Source organism: Pirellulales bacterium (genome assembly GCA_019636335.1).
Classification (GTDB): domain Bacteria; phylum Planctomycetota; class Planctomycetia; order Pirellulales; family JAEUIK01; genus JAHBXR01.
In genome coordinates this window covers 1-24673 of sequence record JAHBXR010000006.1, presented here as the reverse complement: position 1 = coordinate 24673, position 24673 = coordinate 1, and the positions used below count along the sequence as shown (strand labels likewise).

The window sequence follows — 24673 nt, the reverse complement described above, 5'->3', positions numbered from 1 at the left end:
GGCGATGCTAATTCTTGATTGGTTGTTGTGCGCGGCGGCGGGCAAACGGCATGAGTAACAGTGCTGCAATACCTGTGGCAAGCATGGCGAGCGACGTTGGTTCCGGGACAACAATTACGAATGGCAGCTGTTCGCCGATAATCAGATCGGCCGGTATGGGCATGCCCGGATTCTCCGGATCGAACAGGCCGGCATCAGCAAACACCAATGAAAAGCTCCCGGTGCCTTCAGCAATTGCCTGTACGGAGAATGAATAGAAAAGGCCATCGTTCTCAATCTGTTCGTTGGGAGCGGAGCTGAATGAAAAGAAGATCGCGTCGGCTATGCCGGCATCTGCGAACGTTAAAAAGTCCAATGGGTCGGCCAGCGGATTTGGGAGAATGTCGCCATTTGAAATTAGGGGCACATCAAACAAGCCAGCGTCGTAGGCGACAGTTGCAGCGAATAGTGAAAGTCTCTCGGTTTCGGTCACGCCTGTGAGATGCAACTGAATGGTAACGATCTGACCAGGAAGAACTTGCTGTAGGTCGTCTGGCGAGCTCAGGCTCAACGACACTGGCGATGCCATCACCCGCAGAGGCGTCGAATTGCAGGTACTCACTACAGCAAGCAAGCCGATAATATGCCGTGTAACCGTTCGATTCATGGTGACTCCGAATGCTAGTCGTAGTTGTGCAACTTGCCGTTGATGCCTCCCCACTGCGCGCAGCGGTCCCGCGATGCAAGCACACGGCCTAGGGTCTAATGGGCCGGTTTTTCTCAGACCGGACGATTTTTTTCGAGATTTTTTTGTTAGAGTCCCAAGCCCGAGGGCGCTTGCATTGCCCCCCTCGCAATAAGTACTATTGCTGGAACTAGTTGCGATCGTTCCCCAATCGAACGGTGGGCAGATGCACGAGATTGCCTCCGACGGGTCCGACGACTCGAAGCCGGTCCCGCGCCGAAAAAAGCGGCAGTTGCTGGCCGAGATCCGGGACGGCTCAGAGACGGCGCTCGGCGAACTCTTGCAGCTCTACCGGCCCTTTCTGCGGATTTGGGCTCGCAGGCAACCGAACGATCCCTTGCGTAACAAATTCGACACGTCGGACCTGATCCAGGAAACACATCATGCGGCGTTGAAACGCCTGGCTGAGTTCCAGCAGATCGCCGACAACGAGGTCACGGGAAAACTTAGGGAACTGCTCAACGAACGGATCTCGGCCAGCCGGAAGCACTATTGGCGAGCGAAAAAACGTCGCCTCAGCCACGAACGACCCCTCGACGGCCTCGACTCCTGGAACAGGCTAGATAGCCTCCTCACCGCGCGCAGCGCAGCACAGCGGGACGCTACGACGCTTCAGGAAGATCGACAACGAGTCGAGTTGCTTCTGACGCAATTGCCGGAGAAGCACCAAGTGATTATCCGGCAAAGGCTGTGGGATGGTTTGGAATGGGAGGCAATCGCCGAACGCCTCGACTGTACGCCCGAGGCGGCTCGCAAGCGATTCAAGCGAGCTATTGCGCGCTTCACCAAGCTCTATCGACGCGAGTATCCAGACTCATGAGCAACCACGAAAACGACGACGATACTCCGTCGCCAGAATCTATTTATGAGTACCTCACGAATGGCTCGGGGGGCTGGCAGTCGTCATGTCCATCGATCGATGGTGTGCGTTCGGCAATTGGCTGGTTGGAATCCGCCAGTGCGCCCGTATTTGACGCAGCAGAGCGAAAGCCTGCCTCGACGGCGCATTTCGGCCGCTTTCAAATCGAGCGAGAGCTAGGGCAAGGCGGCTTCGGTTGGGTGTTCTTGGCGATCGACCGCACGCTGAATCGGCCCGTAGCTTTGAAGATACCACGGCCGAGATTCCAGGGATCGGACGGATTGAAACGGGCATGGCTGAACGAAGCCGAAGCCGCAGCGCGGCTCGACCACCCGCAGATCGTGCCTGTTCACGAAGCCGGCGAGATCGACAACCTAGTGTATATTGCCAGTGCCTACTGCTCTGGTCCGACATTAGCCGAGTGGCTGAGACTTCAAGGTGGAACGGTCGGGCCCGTGTGCGCGGCCCAGTTAGTCGCCCGCCTGGCCGATGCCGTAGCGCACGCTCACCAGCGCGGTATCTTGCACCGCGACATCAAACCATCGAACGTTCTATCGCAGCAGGTAGAAGCGACGGACGGCGACAGCGAGGAATTCATCCCGCGCCTGACCGACTTCGGACTGGCCCGTTCGCTAGCCAAAGGGTCGGATGGCGCCGATCGCGCGGATCCCATTGGCACGCCGCGATATATGGCGCCCGAGCAAGCAGCGGGCAACGAACGTGAAGTGGGAGTCGGCACGGATGTCTACGCGCTGGGCTCAGTGCTCTATGAGATACTGGTTGGTGAGCCGCCGTTTGTCGATAGTGACTTTCGCGTGACGCTGCGACGCATCCAAGAGGAAGACGTCACACCTGCTCGGCTCCTTGAGCGGCGCGTGCCGCTTGATCTTCAGGCCATCTGCCTGAAGTGCCTGGCGAAGACTCCGGTCGACCGTTACGCGTCGGCGGCGGAGTTGCGCGACGATCTGGCTCGTTTTGTGAAGGGAATTCCAGTCAGAGCGCGGCCTCTGGGATACTTGGAGTCGTCCATTCGTTGGTGCCGGCGGCGTCCGGCACTCGCCGGTCTTTCGGCCGCGGTGATTTCCGCGGTGATGCTTGGGGCAGGCGGCATATTGTGGCAGACAACCGAAGTCCGCCGCCACGCCGAGGTAGCCCAACAGCAGGGACACTCGGCGACTCAACAGGCGATCAATGCCTGGAATCAGCGGCTGGCGGCCTATCAGTCGTTGATGGACATGAGCTGGTATTTGTCGATGTCTGCCACTTCGGAAAACGATGAATCGCTCGGCCATCTGCTTGCGCGTCAATTTCTGCAACCACACTATCATCACAGCATTGAAAACGGCGCGGGCTCGGTCGATCTGGTCGTACGTGCCGCGGCGCAGGCGCTGCGGGGGGTGCGCGCGTCGTTGGCCGGCGATGATGAGCTTGCGCACGAATCGCTCGAAACTAGTTTGAAGCTCTGGTGCGATATCCTTCGCCGTTACCCCGACGACAACCTATCCCGACAGTCGCTGGCGGTGACATTATTCACGTATCGGCGATGCCTCGACCGGCAAGTCGCGGCTGGCAGGTCCGTCGACACCGTTGCCGATGGCCGACGCACAATCGATGAAATCCTGGCATCGGACGTTGCCAATCCCTGGTTGCGAGGAACGTACGCCGGTTTTTTGTATGAGCTTGGGTGTCGCTACTTGATTGCTGGACAACGCCCAGAAGCAATCAGCACATTTCAAGCGAGCCTCGCCGAGTGTGAGAGCCTACTAAGTGCGAATGGGGACGCCCCGCATCAACTAACAACGGTTGGGCAAATCAACCTCTTCCTGGGAGATATCGCTTGGCGAAACCACAAGCACGATGATGCCGCCGGCTTTTTCCAGGCCTCGGTGACAAGCTTACAGCGAGCGTCCGAACTTGCGCCGCAGGATAATTGGGTTCGGTTGCATTTGGCTAATGCTTACCGTCAATTTGGCCTATTGGGATTGAAAGACCGATCCCACATTGCAACCGAGTATCTTGAGCGTGCGGCGGAGAACCTGGAGATGTTGATGGCCAGCCCAGATCATCATGCCAGTGTGCCGGGTTCACTGGCCGGTACGTTGGCCGACCTCGCGCCAATATTTGAGCGCAGTGGTGATGTTGATCGTGCAATGGCGGCTTACGCGCGATGCACCGAAGTCTGGTGCGAGGCAGACCAACAACGGCCACTTGATGCGAATTCGTTGCGGACGTTGGCGTTCGCCTGCGCTAGTCATGCCGAGCTCGCGGTCAAAAAGCACCAACCCGACATTGCCCGGAACCAATATGTAAAGGCAAGTGAACTATTCGCGCGGCTCGACGCCATCCGCAAGTTGCCGGCTACTGGGTATGCCGCCTGGGCTGAATGCTTCGTGTTTGCCGGCGACGAAGCGTCAAGTGCAGGGAACTCGATCGATGCCGAGAAGAATTATCGATTCGCCATCGACCGGATTGACCGGATCACCAAGACGTTGCAGCGACATCCTGAAAACAAAGCGCTCCTTCAGCGTCGCAAGCCAATCGAGGATCGTCTGGCAAAGCTCGCAGATCTTCAAGGGATGGCTGTCGACCCGTGACACCGGAGTGTTGTTAGTCAAGGCCACCCTTAATTGCAAATTGGTTCCAGCGCCTCATGAGTTTATGGGCGACCGGAATGCTGTAGAGTCTCGGTTGGCCTCCCAGCGGAGCCCTAATCGCATCACGGTCGGACATGTGGAACGAGCTGTGCGGGCAATTGCTGCAGTATGGCAGCAATCGCCTCAGTTCCCGGTGCCGTCATGGTCGCTCCCAGTATCGTCCACGTCCGGACGTCAACGCCCGTGAGGAGCGACCGAAGCAGTCCAAACGGGATCGATTCTCCCGTTGTCGTCTCCCAAACCTCCGAGAGGGCCGCGCGAACTGGGCCGAGGTCGAAGCTCTCTTCCAGCGACTGGCACGGTAAAGCGGCAAGGCAGGCCGTGAGCACGGCAGGTCGCCTGGCTGGGGGAATTCGCCCCAGTAGGTCCGCAGCGCGATAAGCGGCACTCCGAGCCTCAGTATTGGCGGGAGGTCCAAGCGGCTGGGTCATTGGATTACCCTTTCGTCTCGGTTCGCAACAATCGCCAGAATGATGGTCCCTAGAGTGTCACGCACGTGGGGCGGCAATTCTGGCCAGACGGCCTTAAGTTCTTCCCAGATCAGGGACGCGACCACCGTGCCCGACGACGGGTCCGCGTCGTCAGATGGAGTCTCGCGGGAATCGCTTACGACGAGTGAATCGACCGCCGTGGTTACGGCTTCGCGAACATGCGGCGAAAGGCCGGGCCACGCAATCGCAAGATGCTCTGCGGGGACACAGAGTCCGCGAGGCGTCTTCGAATTCAAAGAGGCAATCGCGTCACGTAGACCAAGCAGCAATTGATTGCACGTTTGGACGAAGCGATGACCAGCAGCGTCGCTCGATGCCACCGAGGGACAGGAAATGCCCCTGAAATGCAGCGCATTTGCAGCGCCGGGGTGTGGAGCGTTGACGCAATCGCAAGCGGCTTCTGTGGTTACGTCGGAATTGAGTGAAGGTTCAAATCCTGTCGCCCCGACTTTTTGCTAAATCGAGCCCTTCGGCGAGCACGTCGAAGGGCTTTCTTATTTCGTAGCAAAGCTTTCCGTCGAGCAAGCTGTAGTTCAAACAGACGATTTCGAGAATCTTGCGACGAACGTCAGGTTCGGCGGTAAGCCATTTGTCCCGAAGGGTTTGAGAAAGTTCAAACACTTTGAGGGCCAAGTCGGTCATTTCTTCCTGGCCTCGGTCGATGGCGTCGAGGTTGAGCTTCAAGTCGGCGATGCGGTCCGCCAGTTCAAGCCGCTTGTCGGCGAAGGTCTCTTCGTCGATCTCATCATTCATTCGCAGGTCAACGAGTCGGCTGCGTTGGTTTACGGCGAGCGTGACTTGACGCTGTAGCTCTTGGCGACGTTCGATTGATGCCTGGCCGTCGTCATGCGTCTTGGCTTTGAGCACGTCGACGAACCAGTCTCGCACGGCCGGATCTTGGATCTTGATCCGGTCGAACAGTTCCAGAATCTGGCGGTCAAGTTCCTGCTCGGTCGTTCGCGTGCGTGGATGGCCGGGCGAGGTGTAGCGGGTGCAGCGGTAATAGATGTATTGCCGCTCCCCAGTCTTGGTCTGCTTGGTCTTGATTTCGCCGGTGACGGGGTGGTTGCAGTGACCACAGCGGACAAGCTCGCTGCCAAAGGTCAATTGATGCCGTTGGTAGGTCTTGCCGCCAAGTAGGATCTGCACGCGCCGCCAGGTGCCGAAATCGACGATCGGCTCGTGGCGGCCGGTGAACCACTTGCCCCGGTGCTCGATCTCGCCGATGTAGGCCCGATCCTTGAGGATCTCGTAGAGCTTGCCTCGGACAAAGCCGGGCATCGACGGCTTGTAAACAATGCCGTCCTTCGCCAGCCGGGCCTTGAGCGAGTCGAGAGTCAGATTGTGGAAGGCGTATAGCTCGAATATCCGTTTGACCTTGGGAGCGTTCTCGGGATCTACCTCGACAATGCCCCGGCCCTCCCGGCGAACGTTCTTGTAACCGAAGGGGGCCTTGCCGATGAACCAGCCTTCTTCGACACGGCGGGCGAGGCCTTCTCGCACATCAAGCGATTGCTGCTCGGTATAGAAGCTGGCCATGTTCGCCAGCGTCCGCCGCATCATCCGACCGGCGGGCGTGTTCTCGGTCGGCTGCGAAACCGAGAAGAACACCAAACCATAATCCGATTCGAGCCGTTCCAGTTCGACATAATCGAACAGGTTTCGGGCGGCTCGATCGATCTTGTAGAAGAGTAGGCCGTCGAGTTCTCGGGCGTGCTTCTTGGCGTAGGCGATCATCTCGCGGAAGGTTTTTCGCTCGTCCCGCTTGCTGGCGGTTTCCGCGATTCGGTAGAGCTTTGCAATTTCGCCACCGGCCGAAATAGCGAACCGTTTCAGGGCATCCTCTTGAACCGCAAGCGAAAATCCCTCGCGTTCCTGTTCCCGGCTACTGACGCGAGCAAGTGCTACGAACCGCTTCATCAGTCCTTCCCCCGAATGAGCACGTCCACCAGGCGACCAACACCTGTGATCATTGCGACGGCGTCATCGGGGGTCAATGGTTCGTCGTAATAGGGTTGCCAAGTGCGGATAGTCTTGGCGATCAGCTCCGCAGAAATCCAGCGTGGCGTTCCAGGCGGCACGGCCCCAGCGGGTGGCACCGTCTCGCTTCGACGCTCCGTGGCTCGCCGCTTCATCGTTCCCGGCCTCGGTCAGAAAAATAGAACGGCTGGGTTCGTCCCCTCGCCTGCTCTATTCTTCTGAAAACCTGCCAGGCATATCAGGATCGCTTTGGGGTGCTTCTGCGACCAGCAACATTGGGCAACGAAACGAAGTCGAAACTGCGGATTAGAATTCTTCGACGTGCTGGAAATAGTTTCTTCGAGGTAGTCCGTAAAACCCCCACGAAATAATTTCTTGGGACAAAGGTGGCGCACTTCCGTGTCGGGAAAAAATTCCGGGCGATTTCCCCAAAGGCTGTCGAGGACCCGACTTAAAAATCACGAAATAGGGCGACAACTCGCGGGCAAGGGGCACACCCAAACTACGGCGTCAATCAGTGACAGAATCATTGCAATTCTGCCCACAGAACTCCTCGATGCTGCGACGTGCGGATGGTTTGCCGGCGTCGTTTTATGGCGGCCCGGTGGATAATTTTGTGGCACTTTTTGTCATATCGCCCGGCAGCGAATTTCAACGATGCGAATCAATCCTGTGCATAACGGCACTTGGGCCGGCTATCGATTGACAGAGTCAATCGGTGCAGGAATTTCAGAAACTCTGAAGCAAGAACGAGTTCGGAAATATTCGCGAGGGTGCATGGCGTGCATCTGGGGGGAAGGCATCCTTAAGCGCGGCAATGACCGCCGGCATGGCGCGGCTCGCGTCCGGACCAACTTCGTCCAGTGCCTCAACGGCAGCCAGTCGCACCCCTGAATCCCTATCCTTAAGGGCGGCAACGAGCGCCGGCACGGCGGGTCCCGCGTTCCAACCAAATTTGCTGATCTCCATGGCGGCATAGATACGGACATACCTATCCGAATTTTTTAGTTCCTGAGCGAGCGATTGAAGGTTTGGCTGCCCGCTCGAACACGGCAATGATGCGGCCATATCTTGCTTTGTCGAGCAGAACACTGCGCAGAATATGACGCAAATACCGAGCAATACAACAAGGGCCAAAAGTGGTCTGACGAGTTTGTCCATGTTTAGCGATTCCTGTTTATCCGCGGTATTTGGCTATCAGCGTTTCGAGGTTGCCGGTCTCGCGCAAATGCTCCAACGCAACGCGGGTTAGCTCCTCCACGGTGATGCGCGGAGCGCGGGGATTTTGCTCTCGGTAGCGGCTGACTTCGAGTTTCAGCCATTCGAGCTGTTCGGGATAAACCCGGGTGGTGAGCTTCGACAAACGGGCCAACGGCTTGGTCTGCTTTTTGGTCCGATTCCCCTCGCCGCTTTTGGCCGAAGTGTTCATCGGTGCGGCCGCAAGCTTGGGTGTCGTTGCCGGCGGCGGTGTCACGGCGGGCCGTTCGGTGACAAGCTGCCGGGCTTTTTCGGCCGCGTCAATTCGTCTAGCGGGAATTGGCGAGAGCGAGACGCTCGCCCCGATGGCTTCGCGTGTGTTCATGCTCGATGACCTCTTGCGTGAGTGAATCAAAGTCGGTGATGGCCCGGCGGGCGGCAAGTTTCTGCAATCGTGAGCGCTGGGCGTAATCAAAGATCGTGATGCCGTTTGCTCGGGCCTTCTTGAGTGCTGTCGTGCGGTGAATCCGCGAGCGGAACATGGTCGGACCAAGCGGGCCGACTTGCGTGGCGAGCCAGTCGTTCATCACCTGGTCGCGAGGATCGTAGATGGTGATCAGCACGCGGTAGAATGTTTCGGGATCGACTTCGGGGCGATATTGCACGTATTCGCTCATCACTTCGAGCGTTCGCTTCAGGCTTTGCAGCGATTCGCGATCCACGTCGCAAGGCAGAATCAGCCAATCGGCGGCCATGATGGCGTTCAGTGTCACCAGATCAAGATTCGGCGGCGTATCCAGCAGCACGAAATCAAAATCCCCTGCCACGGGCTGCAAGGCCCGCTGCAAAAGCGTGTCGCGCAGCGGTTCGTTGGCGATGAGCGAAGCGCTTCGCTCACAGGTTGAAGACATCGACTTCAAGGCGGGCCGCATCCTGATCCGTGAGAAGAAACGCAGCCGCATCCGCGCCACGACCTACCGCCAAGTCGAAATGACGACGATGCTAAAGCAGGTGCTCAAAGAATGGCTCACCATTCACCCGGGAACACTCTTCACGTTCGCCAAGGGTGAAGACCTCAACCGTGGTCGCGAGAACTACGAGACGATCGTCCCCATCGACAAGCACGTTGCCCGAAAACACTTCAAGCTGACCTTCCGGGGGAGCAAGTGGGCCAAGCTCCGCGGCTACCACATCTTCCGCCACTCGTTCGCCTCGAACCTGGCCTCGGTCGGCGTCGATCAACGCATCATCGACGAATGGATGGGCCACCAAACCGACGAGATGCGCCGCCGCTATCGCCATCTGTTGCCTGAAGTCCGGCAGCAGGCGATTCAGAAACTCCTACCGGATGGGGACTGGAAGGCGGCCGAGGCCCCGGTAATCATCGCGGGGAGCTTCTGATTCGTCGAGCAATCGGCTACTCGTGTCTGCGATTGCGGCGACGGTTTCGGGGGGTGTTAAGGGCATACGCTAGAACGGAATGTCGTCGTCAGGGAGTTCTTCGGTAGTCGTCTTAATCTGGACTGGCTCAACCCCATGTTTGGCAAGCAATGCGTTGATACGGCGGCGGCTATTCACGTCGTCAAAGAGTTTGGGGTTTGTCGCAGCGTTGTCCCGAATCCTTATCAACTGATCGTCGGCAAGGTCGTCGGCTTGTTCTAGTGCCTCCAATTTGGACGCTGCTTGCGTAGCGTCGGTGGAAGCTAATAACTGCTCCACTAGACACTGAACCAAGCGGTTCCGAGTTTTCGGATTCTTTAGCAACGTGGCCACAACCAAGTTGGCAACATCGCCCACTGAACGACCTACCGACGCGATACCCTGAAACTTTCCCATGAGGCCATAGGGGTCTATCTCCGCTCGAATTGGCAGCACGGCAATTCCGCGGCCAAGAGCTACGCCAACTTCCTGATCGGTCCATTTGCTCTGATGGAATTTCTCAGTGAGCACGGCGGTAAGGGCATCCATTGAAAATAACGCCTTCTCAATCTCAACCTGCCATTCTTTCGTTGGCTCAATATCCTCATGGGCAACAAAGCATGAAATCGCGAACGATTTTAGCACGCCACGTAGGTTTGTTGCCCGTAATTTGTCGATGCTCAAGTGACTGACGAACAACTTGAAATGGCCCGGGAGCCAAAATGGCGTCTCGCTCGCGGGCACGACTCGTTGGGAGGCCGCCATGCCCGGCTGAACAACCACCATGTCTATGAAATCGTGGGTTTCGGCTCGCGTAAGACTTTTGACCCGCTCAAGAATCTTTTTTTCAACCGCGTCTAGCCGATCTTCGATTTGGACAAAGACGTGCGGAGGGACACTTACAGTCAAAGTGAAGTACGTCGTTCCACCGTTCCAATTGTCGTAGTTGTTCTCCGTTATTTCTGGCGTTCCCTCATTCAATACATCGCGTAGTACGGTGTCGCTGCCGTGAGCCGCTAGTTCGCGGAGTGGGTCAAAAAGCAAATTGACATTGTTCTTCCAGTCCATTCCGTCGCCTTTCGGACTTGCGTCTGGCACTAGCTCACCGTGCAACTCGTCTCGAATATCGCCTGCCACGGCGTCAATGATAGCATTGGCATCGTACACTCCGTAAATATCATCGGGCATCGGGATTTCTTGCACGTCTGCCCGCGTTTGATCATCCGTGATAATGCGTGCGGATCGCTTCAGGCGCGTCAGCAAATTGCGGAAACCATAGACCACGGCGGTTTGCTCGTCGGGGTCGTCACTGGGACCGCAAAGCCGATACTTTTTGATTTCGTCCAAAACCTCTCCGAGCCTTGACCGTGCCGATTCGCTGTTCATTGCGATTCCTGCCATTCTGGGTGGCAATTATTATCGGGCAGCGGGGAACGAATGCAAAGACTCCGATAGGTCGCCCTACCGGGCTCGCGTTTGAAGTGCGCATCTGGTCGCTTGCCGTAGCGTGGAGAGATCCACAAAGAAAAACGTGATCATCGCCATGATAATCATCGACCGCCCGGCTCGACGATGTACCCTAAAACGGGATTTCCTGAAAGTGTGGCGCGTTGATCTCCTCCAAATCATCGGTCAAGTCCACAGCCACACCTTGAATCACTTCGGCGGTGAGTGCCGTGTCACACAGCACCCGCCAGCGGAATAAAAACAGCCGATTCTCGCCGGCTGCTGTCACCAATCCCCAAACGTTCGCGCGCTCCATGCGAACAAGAGGAGTTCCCAATGTGCAAGGGACCTCCGAGCATCGCTTCAACTCGAATCCGATGTTGCCCCGATCGGCCCGAAACACGAACGACCACCAGTCGTATGGATCGGCTGGCAGCGAACCTCCGCCGGTAAGGTGTTTTTGGAGATTCTCCGACACGTAAATGTAGTTTTCCTTGGGACGCCATTCAAAGATCCCCACTAAGCCTTCTTCGCATGCCGACTTATAGAGTCCGTGCTCGATCTCGACTCGTTCAAGTCGAGTTTGCAGCCGTTCAATCCGCCTTTCTAATTCTGCGATGCTAGGCGCGATCATCGTCGAATTCCTCCAAAGACTCGAATCCATCACAGCCTGGAACTGGTGCCCCATTGCCTCATTTCTTGTTTCGATCGAGGCAGTTGTAGCCCTCTCTAACGCCTCACGCAGCTTGAGCGAACGGACATCCACATTGACCTTGGATGCAGCTTGCGTCGCTGGTTTGATACCGCGATCCCTCCCTACGATGCAGTGTAAGAGGGGAGCACGATCATGTCTTGTCTGCGATGGTATTTTGTGTGCCGCTGTTGCAGTGCTAAATGGTTTCAGCGAACCAAGAGCGGCCATTGTCCTCGGTGCGGACGACGGTCTCGCTCTCGCGAACAATTGCCGGTCCCTTGGCTCAAGTCTGAGTCGCCGTGCAATACGAACGACGCGGCCGCACAGCAACGGCCATCTTGAGATCTTCTGCATGTCCCTCCATTCGCCCGATTCCGAGAACCATTGCGTGCCTGGCCAGACGATTGGAGAACGTCGGCACGGTTACCTGGGTGAAGTGGTGAGCGATCTGCACGAATTGGTTCGTGCCGGCCGACGGTTCGCAACGATCTATGCCGATCCGCCCTGGCCCTACGACAACGAAGCCTCGCGAGCGGCGGCTGTTCGGCACTATCCGGTCATGTCTTTGGACGCTCTTCAAAACGAGCCGGTCGAGAAGCTTGCCGAGCCAAACGCTCACCTGCATCTCTGGACCACCAACGGCTTCTTGCGTGAGGCGCTCGACCTAATCGATGCTTGGGGATTCCGCTATCGTTCAACCTTCGTGTGGGTCAAGGACCGTCTGGGAATGGGGAATTACTGGCGCGTGTCTCATGAATTCTTATTGCTCGGCGTGCGCGGTCGGCTTCGATTTGCGGACCGAACGCAGCCAAGTTGGCTGCTCGCCAGGTGGGGACGGCACAGCCGCAAGCCGGACCGTGTACGGCAACTGATCGAGCAAGTCAGCCCTGGGCCGTATATCGAGCTCTACGGCCGCGAGGAGCTTCCCCATTCACGCTGGACGGTCTACGGCAACCATGTCGAGCAACGGCTCTTCTGATCCGGCCGCTACCGAGGCAGGCGAACGGCTGGCCGAATCGAGCAATCATCCTTGACCGGCAGCAACCCCTCGTTCTGGATGCGCACGAGCTCGTCGTGCGAGATCCGCCATTCCTCGTCGATGCCGCGCCCCGAAAGAGCCTTCTCGGCATGTACCCTCTCTAAGCGACACCATTCCCGCACGGTATAGGGACGCTTGCCCAGGATCTTCGCGGCCTCGATGGTCGTGTAGTATTCCTTCGACGTGTGCTGAACGTGGACCGCCTCATGGACTTGATCGAGACGCTGCTCCAGCGTCGTCAAGCGCTGGTCGATCTGTCCCAGGAGCCGCACCAATGCGTCAAGCTGAGGGGCTAGGTCCACGCCGCCAGACCCGTTCCGCTTGTGCCTGGTATTGGCTTGTGACACCACTTCCAGAAACTCATCCCCCAACGCGAGAAGCTGCTGCCGCGTCGCTCCCGCACACACGCTCTCAGCCGCGCACATGATCAATCTCCCCAGTGCAAGACCTTGATTACATCCGCATCAGGAAGGCTACCGGGAAAGAGGGAGATTTCTGGCCAGCCGATCAAGAAAAGTTCCGCTCCTGATTTCGACGGAAAGCACTTCGGAAACTCCGTGATTCAAGCAACCGCCAAACATTCGTCGGCTGAAACCGCCGGACGACCAAATCGGACACTTGGTCGCGCGTGACACGACCGGAAGCGGGATGATGCAGACGCTTCAAAGCTCTCTCATTTTGCGAGTCGCATGATCGGCAACCGCCTCATCACGAAGGCAAAGGAATCAAGACCAGCAGCCAGCGTCCTCACACGCCGGCCACGAAGAGCAAGGGGCACGCCGGCAGAGCCGTCAGGCCCCTTGCACGCTTCTTCGGCCGGATTCGGCAATTTCACGCAATGACCTTTAAGCCGTCTCCGGCTGCGCCGGAGTAGGACTGTCCGGCTTTCTGTCGGGGGGCCGCGTTTGTTCTTCAGTCGGGTTGAAAGAACAAACCGCGGCCCCCTCTCCGAAAGCGGCCTGTCAAAGTTGGCGTGCGAAGGGGAGGCGGTAAACCGGGACGGCTGGGCGGGGCTCTTGGCGTCCCATTTATCGGGAGAATGAACCATGATCGAACAAACAGCAAACCGGCCAGCGCGCTCGACGGACCGCTTCCCCTTGGGGAGCGTCTATGCCACGCGCCAGGCAATCGAGGAAGTAACCGCCGGTGAGATGCTCGACGCCATCGAGTGCCACGCGCGCGGTGACTGGGGACTCGTATGCAGCGAAGACTGGCAAGCCAATGAAGATGCACTTCGTGACGACCTGCGGTTGCTCTCTGCCTATCGCACCAGCAACGGCGCCAAGTTCTGGATCATCACCGAGGCGGACCGATCCAGCACGACCGTCTTGATGCCCGACGACTACTAACGGGCTGGGCACGTTGGACTCTTCCAGCGTGCCCACTTTCTACGGCCTTCATCGAACCGCTTGGACCAGTCGAACCAGCAGTTGAACCCCCGGCAGCCACGCGGCCGGCTCGACCCTGCCAGCCGAATCGTAAGCGACAGCGCCGCAATAGCTTGGAACTCCATCACTGCTCGACTGCTTTGTCGCCTAAGGTCCGGTCCGACTGCTGAAGTCGAACCCGCCGAACGCTACCATGACCGTATGGCCGGACGACTCGAACTAACCAACCGCGACCGCGATCTCCTCTTCACGCTGACACACCGTGTCCGCTGCTTGAGCCTCTCTCAAGCGGGCCGTGTTTGGTGGCCCGACTCTCCCCAGCCTGCCCGAGAGGCAGGCAGGCGACTGACCGCTTTGGCTGCACGCGAGTTGGTCCTGGTCTATGACGCGCTAGCCCGCCCCGAGATTGACCTGTCCGAGCCCGTCGCCGTTTGGCGTCCGGGCAACTCCATCCCCGACTTCGGCGCCCTGGCTTATCGCTTCAAAGTTCGCTGGCAGGGGCTGGCCGCTCGGCGAGTCCGTCTCGTGGTGGCCACGAAACAGGCAACCAAATTGATGGGAGGGCATGGGGGACGACGCCCCAGGGCGACCGAGGTCACGCACGACATACACCTCGCCACTGTCTACTGTCACCATCTCGTGGCTGGCGATCGCCGAATCAAAAAATGGGTAAGCGAGGCGGAGCTTTACCGGCGTGGTTGGGGAAGGGGAGAAAAACTCCCTGACGCACTGATCATGGGGAACCGAGGCAAACACACCGTGATTGAGCTTGCGGGGGAGTACTCGGCTGCCAAACTGGAGGGGATACATACCGAATACGAACGCAGGAGGCTCGCCTATTTGACTTGAAGGAAGCTGTATATTTGCGGTTTTTGAGGCGCAAATCGCGTGCTCCAGCGGCTCTTCCGGTAATAAGTCGAACAGGGATTTGCTTTTTGAGAAGGAATGCACAATACTTAAAATAATTTGAAGAATTATGCGGATGCCTTACCGTCCTACCAAAGCCACGCTTCGGAAGCTTCATGCGATCGCGCTGAATCAGGGCGGCTACTTCACCGCCAAGCAGGCTGCGGAAATCGGCTACCAATATCCGCACCTGGACTACCATCTGCGGGTTGGCAATTTCAAACGGGTTGGCCACGGCGTTTATCGGCTGCCGGAGATTCCGCCAAGCGAGCAGGACGATCTAGTGCGGCTTGCATTCTGGAGCCGCGATCGGAACGACAGTCCGCAAGCCGTCGCTTCCCATCAGACGGCTCTGGCCGTTCATGGTCTCTCGGATCTGCTTTCCCCGAAGATCCATCTGACCGTACCGACAACGTTTCGCAAGCTCGCCCCGAAGGGAACCGTCCTCCATCGCGGCAAGCTGGAGGCAGTCGATCTCGACGAGCGCGAGGGGTTTTCAGTCACCACGCCGCTTCGGACCATTCTTGATGTCTCGGCCGATGACTCCATTTCGGAAGAGCATCTACAAAGGGCAATCGCCGAGGCCCTGGAGCGGGGGCTTGTGCGAAAGTCGAAGCTGACCGGCATCGCCAAGCGGCTCTCCGCTCCAAACCGGCTTTCTCGATCGCTGGCCGACCTGTCATAATTCCCCGGCATGGGGAAATCATTCAAGACCGCCGCGGCGTTTCGGACTTCGCTCGAAGAGCGGCTCAAGCAGGTCGCTACCCAACGTGACGTCCAGATCAATTCGCTGCGCCTGAAGGTGGTGATCGAGAGGCTCCTGGCAAGGCTCTTTGCCATCAAAGATCCGCCGTGGCTGCTCAAGGGAGGCTACGCGATGGAACTTCGCTACCGGCCACGGGCACGAACGACCAAGGACATTGACCTCTCCGTGAGAACCGGACACGGAGAGCTTGCCGCACGGCTGGAGGAAATCCGCGACGAGCTTCAGGAAGCCGCCGAACTCGACCTCGGCGATTACTTCGTGTTTCAGATCGCGCAGCCAAGCAGCGAACTTCAAGGAGCGCCCGATGGTGGGGCACGATTTCCCGTGACCGCACTTCTCGCAGGCAGGACATTTGCAAAGTTCCATCTCGACATCGGCTTCGGCGATCCCATCTCAGCCACGCCGGAAGAGTTGGTGGGGCAGGATTTTCTGGGCTTCGCGGGAGTCGCACCGGCAAAGGTGCTGGCCGTTCCAAAAGCTCAGCAGTTTGCCGAAAAACTCCACGCCTACACATTGCCCTGGACGGATCGGCCGAATACCCGCACCAAGGATCTGGTCGATCTCGTACTCTTCGTGACGATCGACCCGCCCGCGAAGCAGGCGATCCGAGCCGCGATAGAAGCGACCTTTCGGCTGAGAAACACACATCCCGTCCCGAGCGAGTTGCCGCCACCTCCCGAGGCTTGGCGGACAACGCTTTCTGCAATGGCGAACGACGCGTCGCTAGCCACCACCGATTTAGACGAAGGCTTTCGCTTGGTCGCAGAGTTTTATCAGGATGTCTTGAACGCTCAGTAATTCAACAGTGACTTGTTGGCGTTACGCAGCCATAGGCGTCGCTTTCTCGGACTCAGCCTGCCACAAGTCCAGAATGTTTCGTTCGTGGGGCCCATACGCGACATCGCTCATCGTCGGAGGAGGGGCCTTGGGCTCCGCCGCCAAGCTTCATGCCGCGTCGATCCCCATTGCCCAGGCACACGCGAGCGCAGCCGACAGGGTGTTCCAACGGTCAAAGGAGGACCGATTTATGGCTTGAATTTCATCGAGTTAATTCAACCGTTCATCCGCCAAATGGCGAAGTTCAACAACGCCGCGAAAGTCGTCCAAGCAAGGTAGGGCGCCATCAACAACGCAGCCACGGAGGAATGACGCAGGAAGCTGATCAAGGTCGCCACGATCGCCACCCATAGCACCAAGATTTCCGCGAATGCCAATCCGGGGTTGCGCAAGCCGAAGAACAATGGCGACCAGGCGAAGTTGAGCGCGAGCTGCAGGCAAAACAGGGTGAGCGCTCCCCACGCCGCAGGCCAACCTGCACCTCGCCAAACCAGCCATGCGGCAACGGCCATCATACCGTACAGCACAGTCCACGCCGGGCCGAACAGCCAGCTGGGCGGTGTCCAGCCTGGTTTGTCGAGTGTTGGATACCAATTGCGGACAGAGTCGGAAGTGACCGCCGCGCCGAAAAGACCGCTGCCGATGCACAGAGCGACCAGGCCAAGCAAACACAGAAGCTGCCAGCCGACGGGGGGTCGCGACGCGGTCGGCAAACGTTCAGCAAACTCAGCGGCACCTTGAGACATGATCGATTTCTCCTAATAGCCTATCCGAGAACCGAAACGCGGGAGAGGACAGTCCCCTTCTACACGAATATCGATGGCCCCATCTCGTTCGTCGGGCCGATGTGCCGGGTCAGCATTCATGCTTCAATCTTTTCATTTTTGGGCGTCGTCCCAGACGGTTCCGTGTCTCGCGGAGCTGATCGCGAAGCCGAAGCACGGCCAGTTCCTTGGCCTTGGCTTCGACTTCAACCGTGAGCGAGAGCCGCTGCCAACAACCTGGAAAGTCGTCGAAGTCGATATAGTCGTGGTGGCGCCGCGGCAGAGAACCGCCCCAGCCGGCAAGCGGGCTCGAAATGTGGAATAGCGGCTCGCGATTCCAGGTGTCAATTGCCTCGCTGGTAGCTTGCTCAATGGATAACTCGTCACCATGACAACGGTGGTGATGCACATCGTAGACCAGCGGCAGACCGGCCTTGCGGCACAGCGGCAACAGGTCCGCCGGCGTGTAGATCGTATCGTCGTTTTCAACGGTCAAGCGAGTGCGGGCCGCCCCGGAAAGCCGGTCAAGGTTTCGCTCAAAAGCCTCGAGTGCCGAGCGTTTGTCGCCATAGGCTCCGCCGGCATGAATGTTGATGACGTCTGCTCCGATCCACTGGGCGACTTCGGCCTGGTACTCCAGCTCGCGAAGAGATGCTTCGACAACGGCATCGCGGTGCGAGTTAAGCACGACGAACTGGTCTGGGTGAAAGCAGATTCGCAAACTGTTCCGGGCCGCAAACTCAGCACATGTTCGGAAACCGTCTACGACCGCAGTACACTCTGGCAGTTCGTCGATGCCGTACCCTGCGACCGGATGCGTCTTGAGGGGGAGAATCCGGCTATTGACTCGAAAGCAGCCGATGTCGTGCTCGGCGCAGAATTGCAAGGCGAGCAGCAAGCTTCGCGCATTCTCAAGGCACAATCTACTCAGCTTCGCGAGCGCGTCGACGCGCGACATACGGCCGACCGCGGCTGCCGTCGTGCTCGCGAACTTGATGGGCTGATCACGAAAAATGCAACAGAGTCCGAGACGAATCATGGCAGGAGATTGGGGGTATGCTTCAGGTCAGCCACTCTCTTTAGTCTCGGGTTGACCAAGGCGATGGGTTAGCGTCGCCACAAAGGTGACGAGATGCCGCAGCGTGTCGCAGTAGGCCGAGTACGTCATTTGCCGGCGGATTTTCTCAGTCAAGGCACGTCCACCGACGACAACCGCCGTTCCCAGGGCCGTGGCCGTTTCGCAAAGCCGGGCATATTCGTCGAGGAACCGAGGAACGGAAGCAATCGTCGAGACGCTCACCCACAATAGAGCCGGTTGATTCTCGCGCACAGCTTCAGACAGCGTGGCGGTGGGCAGCATCGTGCCCAGCGAGGTTGCCCGCCAGCCAGTCTCGCGCAGTGCGATCTCAACCATGGTGGTGGGGAGCCTGTAGGGATCGTCTTCCAAGGCGCCGCCAATCGCCATCGGAGCGTCAACCTGCGGGCTGCGCAGAGCCAACCGCAAATCATGCAACGCTTTGAGGGCGATTTCGCAGCTGCGCCGCTCGCGATACACAACCACTTTGCCGCACTCCCAGCCGTGGCCGATTTCATGGAAGGCGGCGGCCAGGACGCGGTCGCAGAGGTCGCAGGCGGTTTGCCCCGATAGGTACAAGTCGGAGACGATTCGTCGACACTGTTCCTCGTCGCCGGCCAAAAGTGCTTCTCGCATTTGATCGCGAGCCCGACTCACTACGAACGTTCCCTGGCCTGCGTTGACAGGCAATCCCAATAGTTCAGGCTGCAACAGCTTGTGGCCCGACTTGCGGAGAAATTGCACAACCTCGTCTATCGCCAGTCGCCTGTGCCCGCCAGCGGTGCGCACCGTATTGAGCAAGCCACGGTCGCACCAGCGCTTGACTGAAGACTCGCTCATGCCGATGGCCTGGGCAACCTGCTTGGGAGTGACAAGTCGTTTCAATGACTTCCTCGTGTGAACGATTTGATCGAATATATCAACGGATCCGGATGGCGCCCAGTATCCGTGCCTATCAGCATATACGGTTTATAATTAGCTATTTTATCTCCATTTTGTTGACGATGCGACCACCGGTCGCTATAAATCTCAATGAATGTTTTGATTGAATTCTATAGGAAGCCTCTAGGTCAGGCCGCCACTTTGCTATGCGGCGTGCCTGGGCGTGGTTCGACAAGAACAAGCCTGGGAGTTGGTTTTACGTTCAAAACCTTGCCCGACTGCTCGCTGTGAGCGATTCCATCGACCAAGAGGCCGAAGATGGCAAGATATCTGACGCTTGGATTGGTGCTTACGTTGGCGGCTGGGACTGTGCCAGACCTGTCCTCGGCCGACTCACCGTCCCAAGAGGCTTCCGCAACCGCTTCGGAGAGCAAGCCCGCGCGCGTGGGGATCACGCGCGCCGATCTGGCGGCGGCGTATCTGCGGCTTGAGCGGGAGTTTATGTTGAACCCGCCCGCGGCTGACGAGATCGCCCGCATCAATCAAGAGTTTGACGGTGCCACGCGGGTGTTTTTCCTGGGAAACCACTCCGAGGCTATTCGCATCATCGACGGGCTCTGGGAATCGCTCGTCGCGGAGCAACAAACTCCCCTCGAGCGCGCGCTGGTTTCGCTGAAAGTAAGCGTCGAGCCTCCCGTGTGGATCGCGGGACGAAAGCAGCGGGCCGATTGCCGCGTGACCTCGTTGTACGCGTCGCCATCGCCCGAGCCGCTCGACGAGACGTTTTGGCTCCGACTGGTCAGTCCACGGGGCGAGACGGTGATCGAACATCCCTGCGCCGTGAAGTTGGGAGGCGGACAGGTGGTCGATACCCAGGTGACGCTGGAAGTTGCCGAAGAGCAGCTTGCGCCGGGCTTGTATCGGGTCGAGCTGGCACCAAAAGACAGGCGCCCGCTGGCGATTGGCCGCGTGCAAGTGGTCGCGGGATCGTCACTCGATGAGCAACGCGCTGCAAACGAGGCGCGACTGGCCCGTATAGAATCCACCGCGCCGGAAATGATTCAAGCGCTGGCCAGTTGCCGCGCACGCAACCAACTGCTAAGTGATCGCCCGTCGGAGGAGAATTCTGCGCAATTCCTGGCCGACCTGAACGCCCTGGCATCCGACGTGGCGTCTGAGATTGAAGCTCTTGAGTCGGGCCAGGACCCGTATTTCCGGCGAGCGGGTGATTCTTGGCGCGTGCTGCAAGCTGGCAGGCGCGAGATTCCGCTGCGCGTGTATGCGCCCCAAGCTGCCGAGCAAGGAGCCGCCGTGCCCCTGCTGGTTGTATTGCACGGCATGGGGGGCGACGAAAATATGTTCCTGGAGGCCTATGGAGCGGGCATCGTCAAGAAGCTGGCCGACGAAAAGGGTTTTCTCGTCGCTTCGCCGCTGACCTACGGTTTTGGCAGCGACATCAAAAACCTGCACGCGCTGATCGAGGCCTTGGGGTACAACTACTCGCTTGATCGAGACCGCGTCTACGTGTTGGGCCACTCCATGGGAGCAGGTTCCGCGGCAGGACTGGCCCGCGGGCACGGCGACACGATTGCCGCGGCCTGCTGTATCGCCGGCGGCCGGTTCCAGGTGGCGCCCGATTCTCCGCCGATCTTGGTTGTATCGCCGGAATTGGACGGTGTCGTGCCGCCCAAGCCGCTCCAAGCATCTGCTAGAAACGCTTTCGACGGAGGCATGCCGGGCGAACTGCGCGCTTTGCCTGGCTATGGTCACACGCTGGCCGTGGGGGCCATCCTTCCCGAGGCGGTTGAATGGCTCCTGCGCCACCAGCGAACCCGTATGCCCTAGAAAGGGGGCGATGATTCAAACGCCATGATTCCTTTCACCGTTGCAAGGTATAGAAACTCGGGCGCCACTCAGCAGCACGATATAATCAAGTCAATCGTTGCTGCGCGACACCCCAAAAACGCCGTGCAAAAAATCTGACACAAATCTGGCACAGCATGGGCGATGTGAGAGCCACTTCGTCGCCTTGCAATCGCCATGCGCATGACGAGTTCAATGCGACAAAAGTCGATGTGAAAACTCACACTGCCCTACGTGTCCACTGCGTTTCCCACGCAAGAGCAACAAGATTTTCTGGGCCTTCAAATCCTGTCGCCCCGATTTTCAAGTCCAGAAGACGAATCTCCAACTCCTTGTCCGACTATGAGATGCGTCGCGATCGGTTTGCCATTGCGATCGGGGCTACAGGTTTCTTGACACAGGATGGCACTTGTATGGGCCTGCGCTGGTCACGCTCCAATTCTGCCATCGAACGAGCTCACAATACCGGTGCATACATGGATCGTCGCAATGACAAGCGGCTCGGTGGATAATAGATCGTCATGGCTCGCGATCATCCTGCCGGTCCATCCGCTGGCGGGAGAGAGCACGCAGGATCGTGTCGAGTACCAGATCCAGGCGTTTGCCCAAGTCGTCGGTAAGGAAACGGAGCACCAGATAGCCGTTTTCTTGCAGCAGCAAGTCCTTGCGACGGTCGCGGCGATAGGCATCAGCGCTTTCCAGATGCTGTAATCCATCGAGCTCGACGGCAATACGTGCATCGGCACACAGAAAGTCGACCTCCATGCAGCCGCCTCCGTCAAACGGAATCGGCAACTCAGCATTCAAGCGAAACCGGCCAGCCGTCTCCGGAAGAGTTTGCAGGCGGCGGTACAAGAAGGCCTCGCTGGCGCTGCGTGCGCGCTCCGTTCCCTCGGCGTCCACCGTCATGGATTTTGCCACGTGAACAAACAAAGTCGCCAGCGGTTTGTCAACGCCGTCGCGGACAAGCCGCTGAACGCTGGCGGCATAATCGCGTTTCCACTGAGGATCGACGGGCAGCGGAACATCGGTTGGCCAACCAGGAACCGCGCTGGCCGGCAGCAGAATCCTATAGCCTACCGCCTCGTAACCGCGGCAACGCCGATCGAACATGCGGGCGAGCATGGGTTCGTTCAGGTCCGCGTAATCATAGATTCGCACTTCGCGCTTTCGATGGTGAAGGCGGTGCAACCGGCCTGCGTATTGGGCGATCGTTCCGTGCCAGGAAACGGGCAACGTAAGAAACAGTGTGTCCAGCCGCGAATCGTCAAACCCTTCGCCGATGTATCGTCCCGTCGCCAGGATAGCTCTTTGCTCACCTTCGGGGATGGCAGCAAGCCGGGTGCTGATGGCGCCTAATTCCTTCTTGCCCATTCCTCCACGGAGGACGATCAGGTGCTGGATTCCAGCGGAAAGTCGGTCGGCCAATGTGTCAAGGTGCTCATTGCGCTCGGTCAACACTAAGGGCGATCGTCCTTCACGAACGGCTTGCAGCACCTCATCGCAGATTAGCCGATTGCGAGTTTCATCGGAGATCAATTCCGAATACAGTTCCTGGAAACGAACTCTCGCGTCCTCCGTGCTGCTCGTCGAGTAAAAATCCGTAGGTCGAACGTAGACCGTATGCTCAAAGGGGCGTATAGCCGCCTGCGCCTTGGCATCGACTCGATAACGGATGGGTCCGCACTGCATGAAGATGATTGGATGATGTCCATCTTTTCGCGTTGTTGTGGCGGACAACCCCGTGACAAACCTGGCCTTCGAAGCACGGGCGACCTGCTCGAAGCTGTAAGCAGATAAATGATGGCATTCGTCCACAACGAGGTGGCCGTAGTCGCCGACTAGGTCTTGAACGATGCCCTTTCTCGACAGGCTCTGGATCAGTGCCACATCAAGCGCACCAGTTGCATTCTTACGACCTCCACCGATTTGGCCGATAAACTTGGGCGGCCGATTTAGAAAGGTGGCCAGCCGCTCGACCCACTGTTCGACCAACTGGCGGCGATGGACCAGCACCAGCGTATTGACGCCTCGTTGGGCCATTAGCCATGCGGCGATGACCGTTTTTCCAAAGGCGGTCGTGGCGGACAACACGCCGATATCGTGGACCAGCATGGCCTTCGCCGCAGCCTCCTGCTCGGCTTGCAGTTGCCCATGAAAAGTGACCTCCAGCGGGCTGCCTGGACAACGTTCGTCGCGATACGCAACATTGATTCCCAAATCGGAGAGCAGTTGTCGCACTTCGTCCAGGCAACCGCGCGGCAGGCCGATGTGTTGTTGGTGATCCTTAGCACAGGCGATGATGCGCGGCTTGCCGTAGGTAGGCAGACGGATGGCCTGCGCCTTGTAGAACTCGGGATTCTGAAAGGCTGCCAAACGAATCAGGCGATTTTGTAGTCCGGGAGGAAGTTCATTCTTCGCGATATAGATCTGGTTGCCGAGGATTAGATCGAGCCGCTCCGGAAGTGGCCCTTCAATTCGAGGCTCTTTTCGACGCCTGGAGGGAGGATCTGCCCATGGCGTATGGTCGTTTTCGTCCATCGCGGCCAAGCGAATGCCGACAATCCGGCCGTTCCGTTCGGCCTTGGATACGATGTCCTCGACGGCCACACGGTCGATTCTGCGTATCGTCGACAGAAAAGCCCATTGGTCGGGATATGGCTCGAAGGCGTCATCGAGGAATACGCTGTTGCCCAGCTCCCGCGGAATTTTTTGTAGCGGCAGAGCAATCAGGTTCCCGAAGCCGCCTTGGGGAAGCGTATCCTGGTTGGGGAAGAATCGGTCATAGGAATCGAGCTCCATACAGGCGCGACGCTCCATCGTCTCCGTCAGAAGGTGCGATCCAAGCTTGCGTGCGAGCGTGGCCGGAATTGCCTCTGCGAAAAATAGCCAAAGGTGGCCTCCGTTGCCGCTGCGCGACCGCTCCAGCGCCGCAGGAATTCCCAGGCGATGACAGGTGTCGAGTATGGCTCGCGCGTCGTCTTGCCATTCACCTTTGTCCAGGTCGGCCGCCAAGAAGAAACACGTCTCGTCGCGCAGCATCGGGTAAATACCCATGACGAAGCCGTGCCCAGTGTCGTCCTGCCCGGAAAGATGCCAACGGATCACTTCGTCGGTAACAGGTAGAAAACGCTGATGCGCACAGGCACCGCACTTGATCCTCGGTTTTTCGCAAACGCCCGGCACCCATTCGTTGCCACAAGCAGGCGAATACCCGGCCTTGCCGGTTCGGCGATTCTCGAAGCGGCGTGGATAGACGTCTTCGCGTCCGCGAAACAGCGAGCGGAACAAGGCAATTTTCGCACGCGCGGGAGAAAGCCGATCGACGGAGAGTGCCTGCTGACTCATTGCAACTGATTGCCCTGAGAAGGCCCTGTCGTGTCCATTCCCATCTTTGTGCGCCGGTCGCTTGCGAATCAAGCACTGCGCCAGGGGCTAAAGGAACTTCCCCAGAACGCCGGGCTCAATTTGCAGTTCCTGATTGACGGCGCCTTCGAAGAGGCAGTTATGGCAAATAGCCTACCCCTAGACGTTGTTCCTTTCCACGCCCAAAGCTCTCCCATTACAATGCATGCGCGTTCGGCGGCTTGCAACCGTTCGGTAAACCAGTTGACGAAAAACACGGCCATGGTGAGCGCTACCTCAGCAAGTCGTAGCGGCCCAAAACCCGACACAAATCTGACTCAAAA

General features: G+C 58.3%; 21 protein-coding genes. 9 read left to right on the top strand and 12 right to left on the bottom strand.

What is annotated here, in order from left to right; all coding sequences use genetic code 11:
- Positions 1 to 7 precede the first annotated feature (7 nt).
- Positions 8 to 646, bottom strand: coding sequence for a PEP-CTERM sorting domain-containing protein (locus tag KF708_07795; GenBank protein MBX3412574.1), 639 nt, complete (start codon positions 644 to 646; stop codon positions 8 to 10).
- A 244-nt stretch (positions 647 to 890) separates the two neighbouring features.
- On the opposite strand from KF708_07795, the gene KF708_07790 reads away from it, so the two are divergent.
- Together KF708_07790 and KF708_07785 are read left to right on the top strand one after the other, a co-directional pair.
- Positions 891 to 1544: a sigma-70 family RNA polymerase sigma factor gene (locus KF708_07790; protein MBX3412573.1), complete on the top strand. Its 654-nt coding sequence runs from the start codon at positions 891 to 893 to the stop codon at positions 1542 to 1544.
- Entirely contained in the window at positions 1541 to 4177 is a 2637-nt protein-coding gene (locus tag KF708_07785; protein ID MBX3412572.1) for a serine/threonine protein kinase, read from the top strand. Before KF708_07790 ends, KF708_07785 begins: the two co-directional genes overlap by 4 nt.
- A 980-nt stretch (positions 4178 to 5157) precedes the next feature.
- Here KF708_07785 and KF708_07780 read toward each other — a convergent pair.
- The 4 genes from KF708_07780 to KF708_07765 all read right to left on the bottom strand — a co-directional run bounded on the left by KF708_07780 (position 5158) and on the right by KF708_07765 (position 8816).
- Positions 5158 to 6648 carry a recombinase family protein gene (locus KF708_07780; protein MBX3412571.1) on the bottom strand — a complete coding sequence of 497 codons (1491 nt, stop codon included), beginning with the start codon at positions 6646 to 6648 and terminating at the stop codon, positions 5158 to 5160.
- A gap of 789 nt (positions 6649 to 7437) precedes the next feature.
- Entirely contained in the window at positions 7438 to 7869 is a 432-nt protein-coding gene (locus KF708_07775; protein ID MBX3412570.1) for a HEAT repeat domain-containing protein, read from the bottom strand.
- 16 nt (positions 7870 to 7885) lie between these two features.
- A complete protein-coding gene (locus KF708_07770) occupies positions 7886 to 8290 on the bottom strand; it encodes a hypothetical protein (GenBank protein ID MBX3412569.1) in 405 nt (134 codons plus the stop codon).
- Positions 8235 to 8816 (bottom strand): ParA family protein, encoded by a 582-nt coding sequence (locus KF708_07765; GenBank protein MBX3412568.1) that lies wholly within the window; start codon positions 8814 to 8816, stop codon positions 8235 to 8237. The genes KF708_07770 and KF708_07765 overlap by 56 nt, the downstream gene beginning before the upstream one ends.
- Between KF708_07765 and KF708_07760 the strand changes: the two genes are divergently transcribed.
- Positions 8782 to 9306 (top strand): site-specific integrase, encoded by a 525-nt coding sequence (locus tag KF708_07760; GenBank protein ID MBX3412567.1) that lies wholly within the window; start codon positions 8782 to 8784, stop codon positions 9304 to 9306. The two genes, KF708_07765 and KF708_07760, sit on opposite strands and share 35 nt — an antisense overlap.
- A 69-nt stretch (positions 9307 to 9375) precedes the next feature.
- Here KF708_07760 and KF708_07755 read toward each other — a convergent pair whose 3' ends face one another.
- Positions 9376 to 10710, bottom strand: a complete 1335-nt coding sequence (locus KF708_07755; GenBank protein MBX3412566.1) for a toll/interleukin-1 receptor domain-containing protein — start codon at positions 10708 to 10710, stop codon at positions 9376 to 9378.
- Between the two features lie 193 nt (positions 10711 to 10903).
- Complete coding sequence (locus KF708_07750; protein ID MBX3412565.1) at positions 10904 to 11404, bottom strand: hypothetical protein; 501 nt, start codon at positions 11402 to 11404, stop codon at positions 10904 to 10906.
- Between the two features lie 412 nt (positions 11405 to 11816).
- On the opposite strand from KF708_07750, the gene KF708_07745 reads away from it, so the two are divergent.
- Positions 11817 to 12443, top strand: a complete 627-nt coding sequence (locus KF708_07745) for a hypothetical protein (protein MBX3412564.1) — start codon at positions 11817 to 11819, stop codon at positions 12441 to 12443.
- Positions 12444 to 12451: 8 nt separating this feature from the next.
- On the opposite strand, the gene KF708_07740 is transcribed toward KF708_07745, so the two are convergent.
- Complete coding sequence (locus tag KF708_07740) at positions 12452 to 12928, bottom strand: helix-turn-helix domain-containing protein (GenBank protein MBX3412563.1); 477 nt, start codon at positions 12926 to 12928, stop codon at positions 12452 to 12454.
- A gap of 726 nt (positions 12929 to 13654) precedes the next feature.
- Between KF708_07740 and KF708_07735 the strand changes: the two genes are divergently transcribed.
- The 3 genes from KF708_07735 to KF708_07725 all read left to right on the top strand — a co-directional run bounded on the left by KF708_07735 (position 13655) and on the right by KF708_07725 (position 16361).
- Entirely contained in the window at positions 13655 to 13852 is a 198-nt protein-coding gene (locus KF708_07735) for a type I restriction endonuclease subunit M (GenBank protein ID MBX3412562.1), read from the top strand.
- Between the two features lie 1021 nt (positions 13853 to 14873).
- Positions 14874 to 15482: a type IV toxin-antitoxin system AbiEi family antitoxin domain-containing protein gene (locus tag KF708_07730; GenBank protein MBX3412561.1), complete on the top strand. Its 609-nt coding sequence runs from the start codon at positions 14874 to 14876 to the stop codon at positions 15480 to 15482.
- Between the two features lie 9 nt (positions 15483 to 15491).
- Positions 15492 to 16361 (top strand): nucleotidyl transferase AbiEii/AbiGii toxin family protein, encoded by an 870-nt coding sequence (locus tag KF708_07725; protein ID MBX3412560.1) that lies wholly within the window; start codon positions 15492 to 15494, stop codon positions 16359 to 16361.
- Positions 16362 to 16615: 254 nt separating this feature from the next.
- On the opposite strand, the gene KF708_07720 is transcribed toward KF708_07725, so the two are convergent.
- From KF708_07720 to KF708_07710, 3 genes are all read right to left on the bottom strand, one after another.
- A complete protein-coding gene (locus KF708_07720; GenBank protein MBX3412559.1) occupies positions 16616 to 17146 on the bottom strand; it encodes a tryptophan-rich sensory protein in 531 nt (176 codons plus the stop codon).
- A gap of 109 nt (positions 17147 to 17255) precedes the next feature.
- The gene (gene uvsE / locus KF708_07715) at positions 17256 to 18203 is read right to left on the bottom strand and encodes a UV DNA damage repair endonuclease UvsE (protein ID MBX3412558.1); all 948 of its coding nucleotides are present in this window, start codon (positions 18201 to 18203) and stop codon (positions 17256 to 17258) included.
- A gap of 27 nt (positions 18204 to 18230) precedes the next feature.
- Positions 18231 to 19124, bottom strand: a complete 894-nt coding sequence (locus KF708_07710) for a B12-binding domain-containing protein (protein ID MBX3412557.1) — start codon at positions 19122 to 19124, stop codon at positions 18231 to 18233.
- An 816-nt stretch (positions 19125 to 19940) separates the two neighbouring features.
- On the opposite strand from KF708_07710, the gene KF708_07705 reads away from it, so the two are divergent.
- On the top strand, positions 19941 to 20966 hold the full coding sequence (locus KF708_07705; GenBank protein MBX3412556.1) for a hypothetical protein: 1026 nt from the start codon (positions 19941 to 19943) through the stop codon (positions 20964 to 20966).
- A 537-nt stretch (positions 20967 to 21503) separates the two neighbouring features.
- Here the strand turns inward: KF708_07705 and KF708_07700 are convergent.
- On the bottom strand, positions 21504 to 24332 hold the full coding sequence (locus KF708_07700) for a DEAD/DEAH box helicase family protein (protein MBX3412555.1): 2829 nt from the start codon (positions 24330 to 24332) through the stop codon (positions 21504 to 21506).
- Positions 24333 to 24362: 30 nt separating this feature from the next.
- Between KF708_07700 and KF708_07695 the strand changes: the two genes are divergently transcribed.
- A partial coding sequence (locus tag KF708_07695) for a hypothetical protein (protein MBX3412554.1) occupies positions 24363 to 24673 on the top strand: 311 nt, incomplete at its 3' end.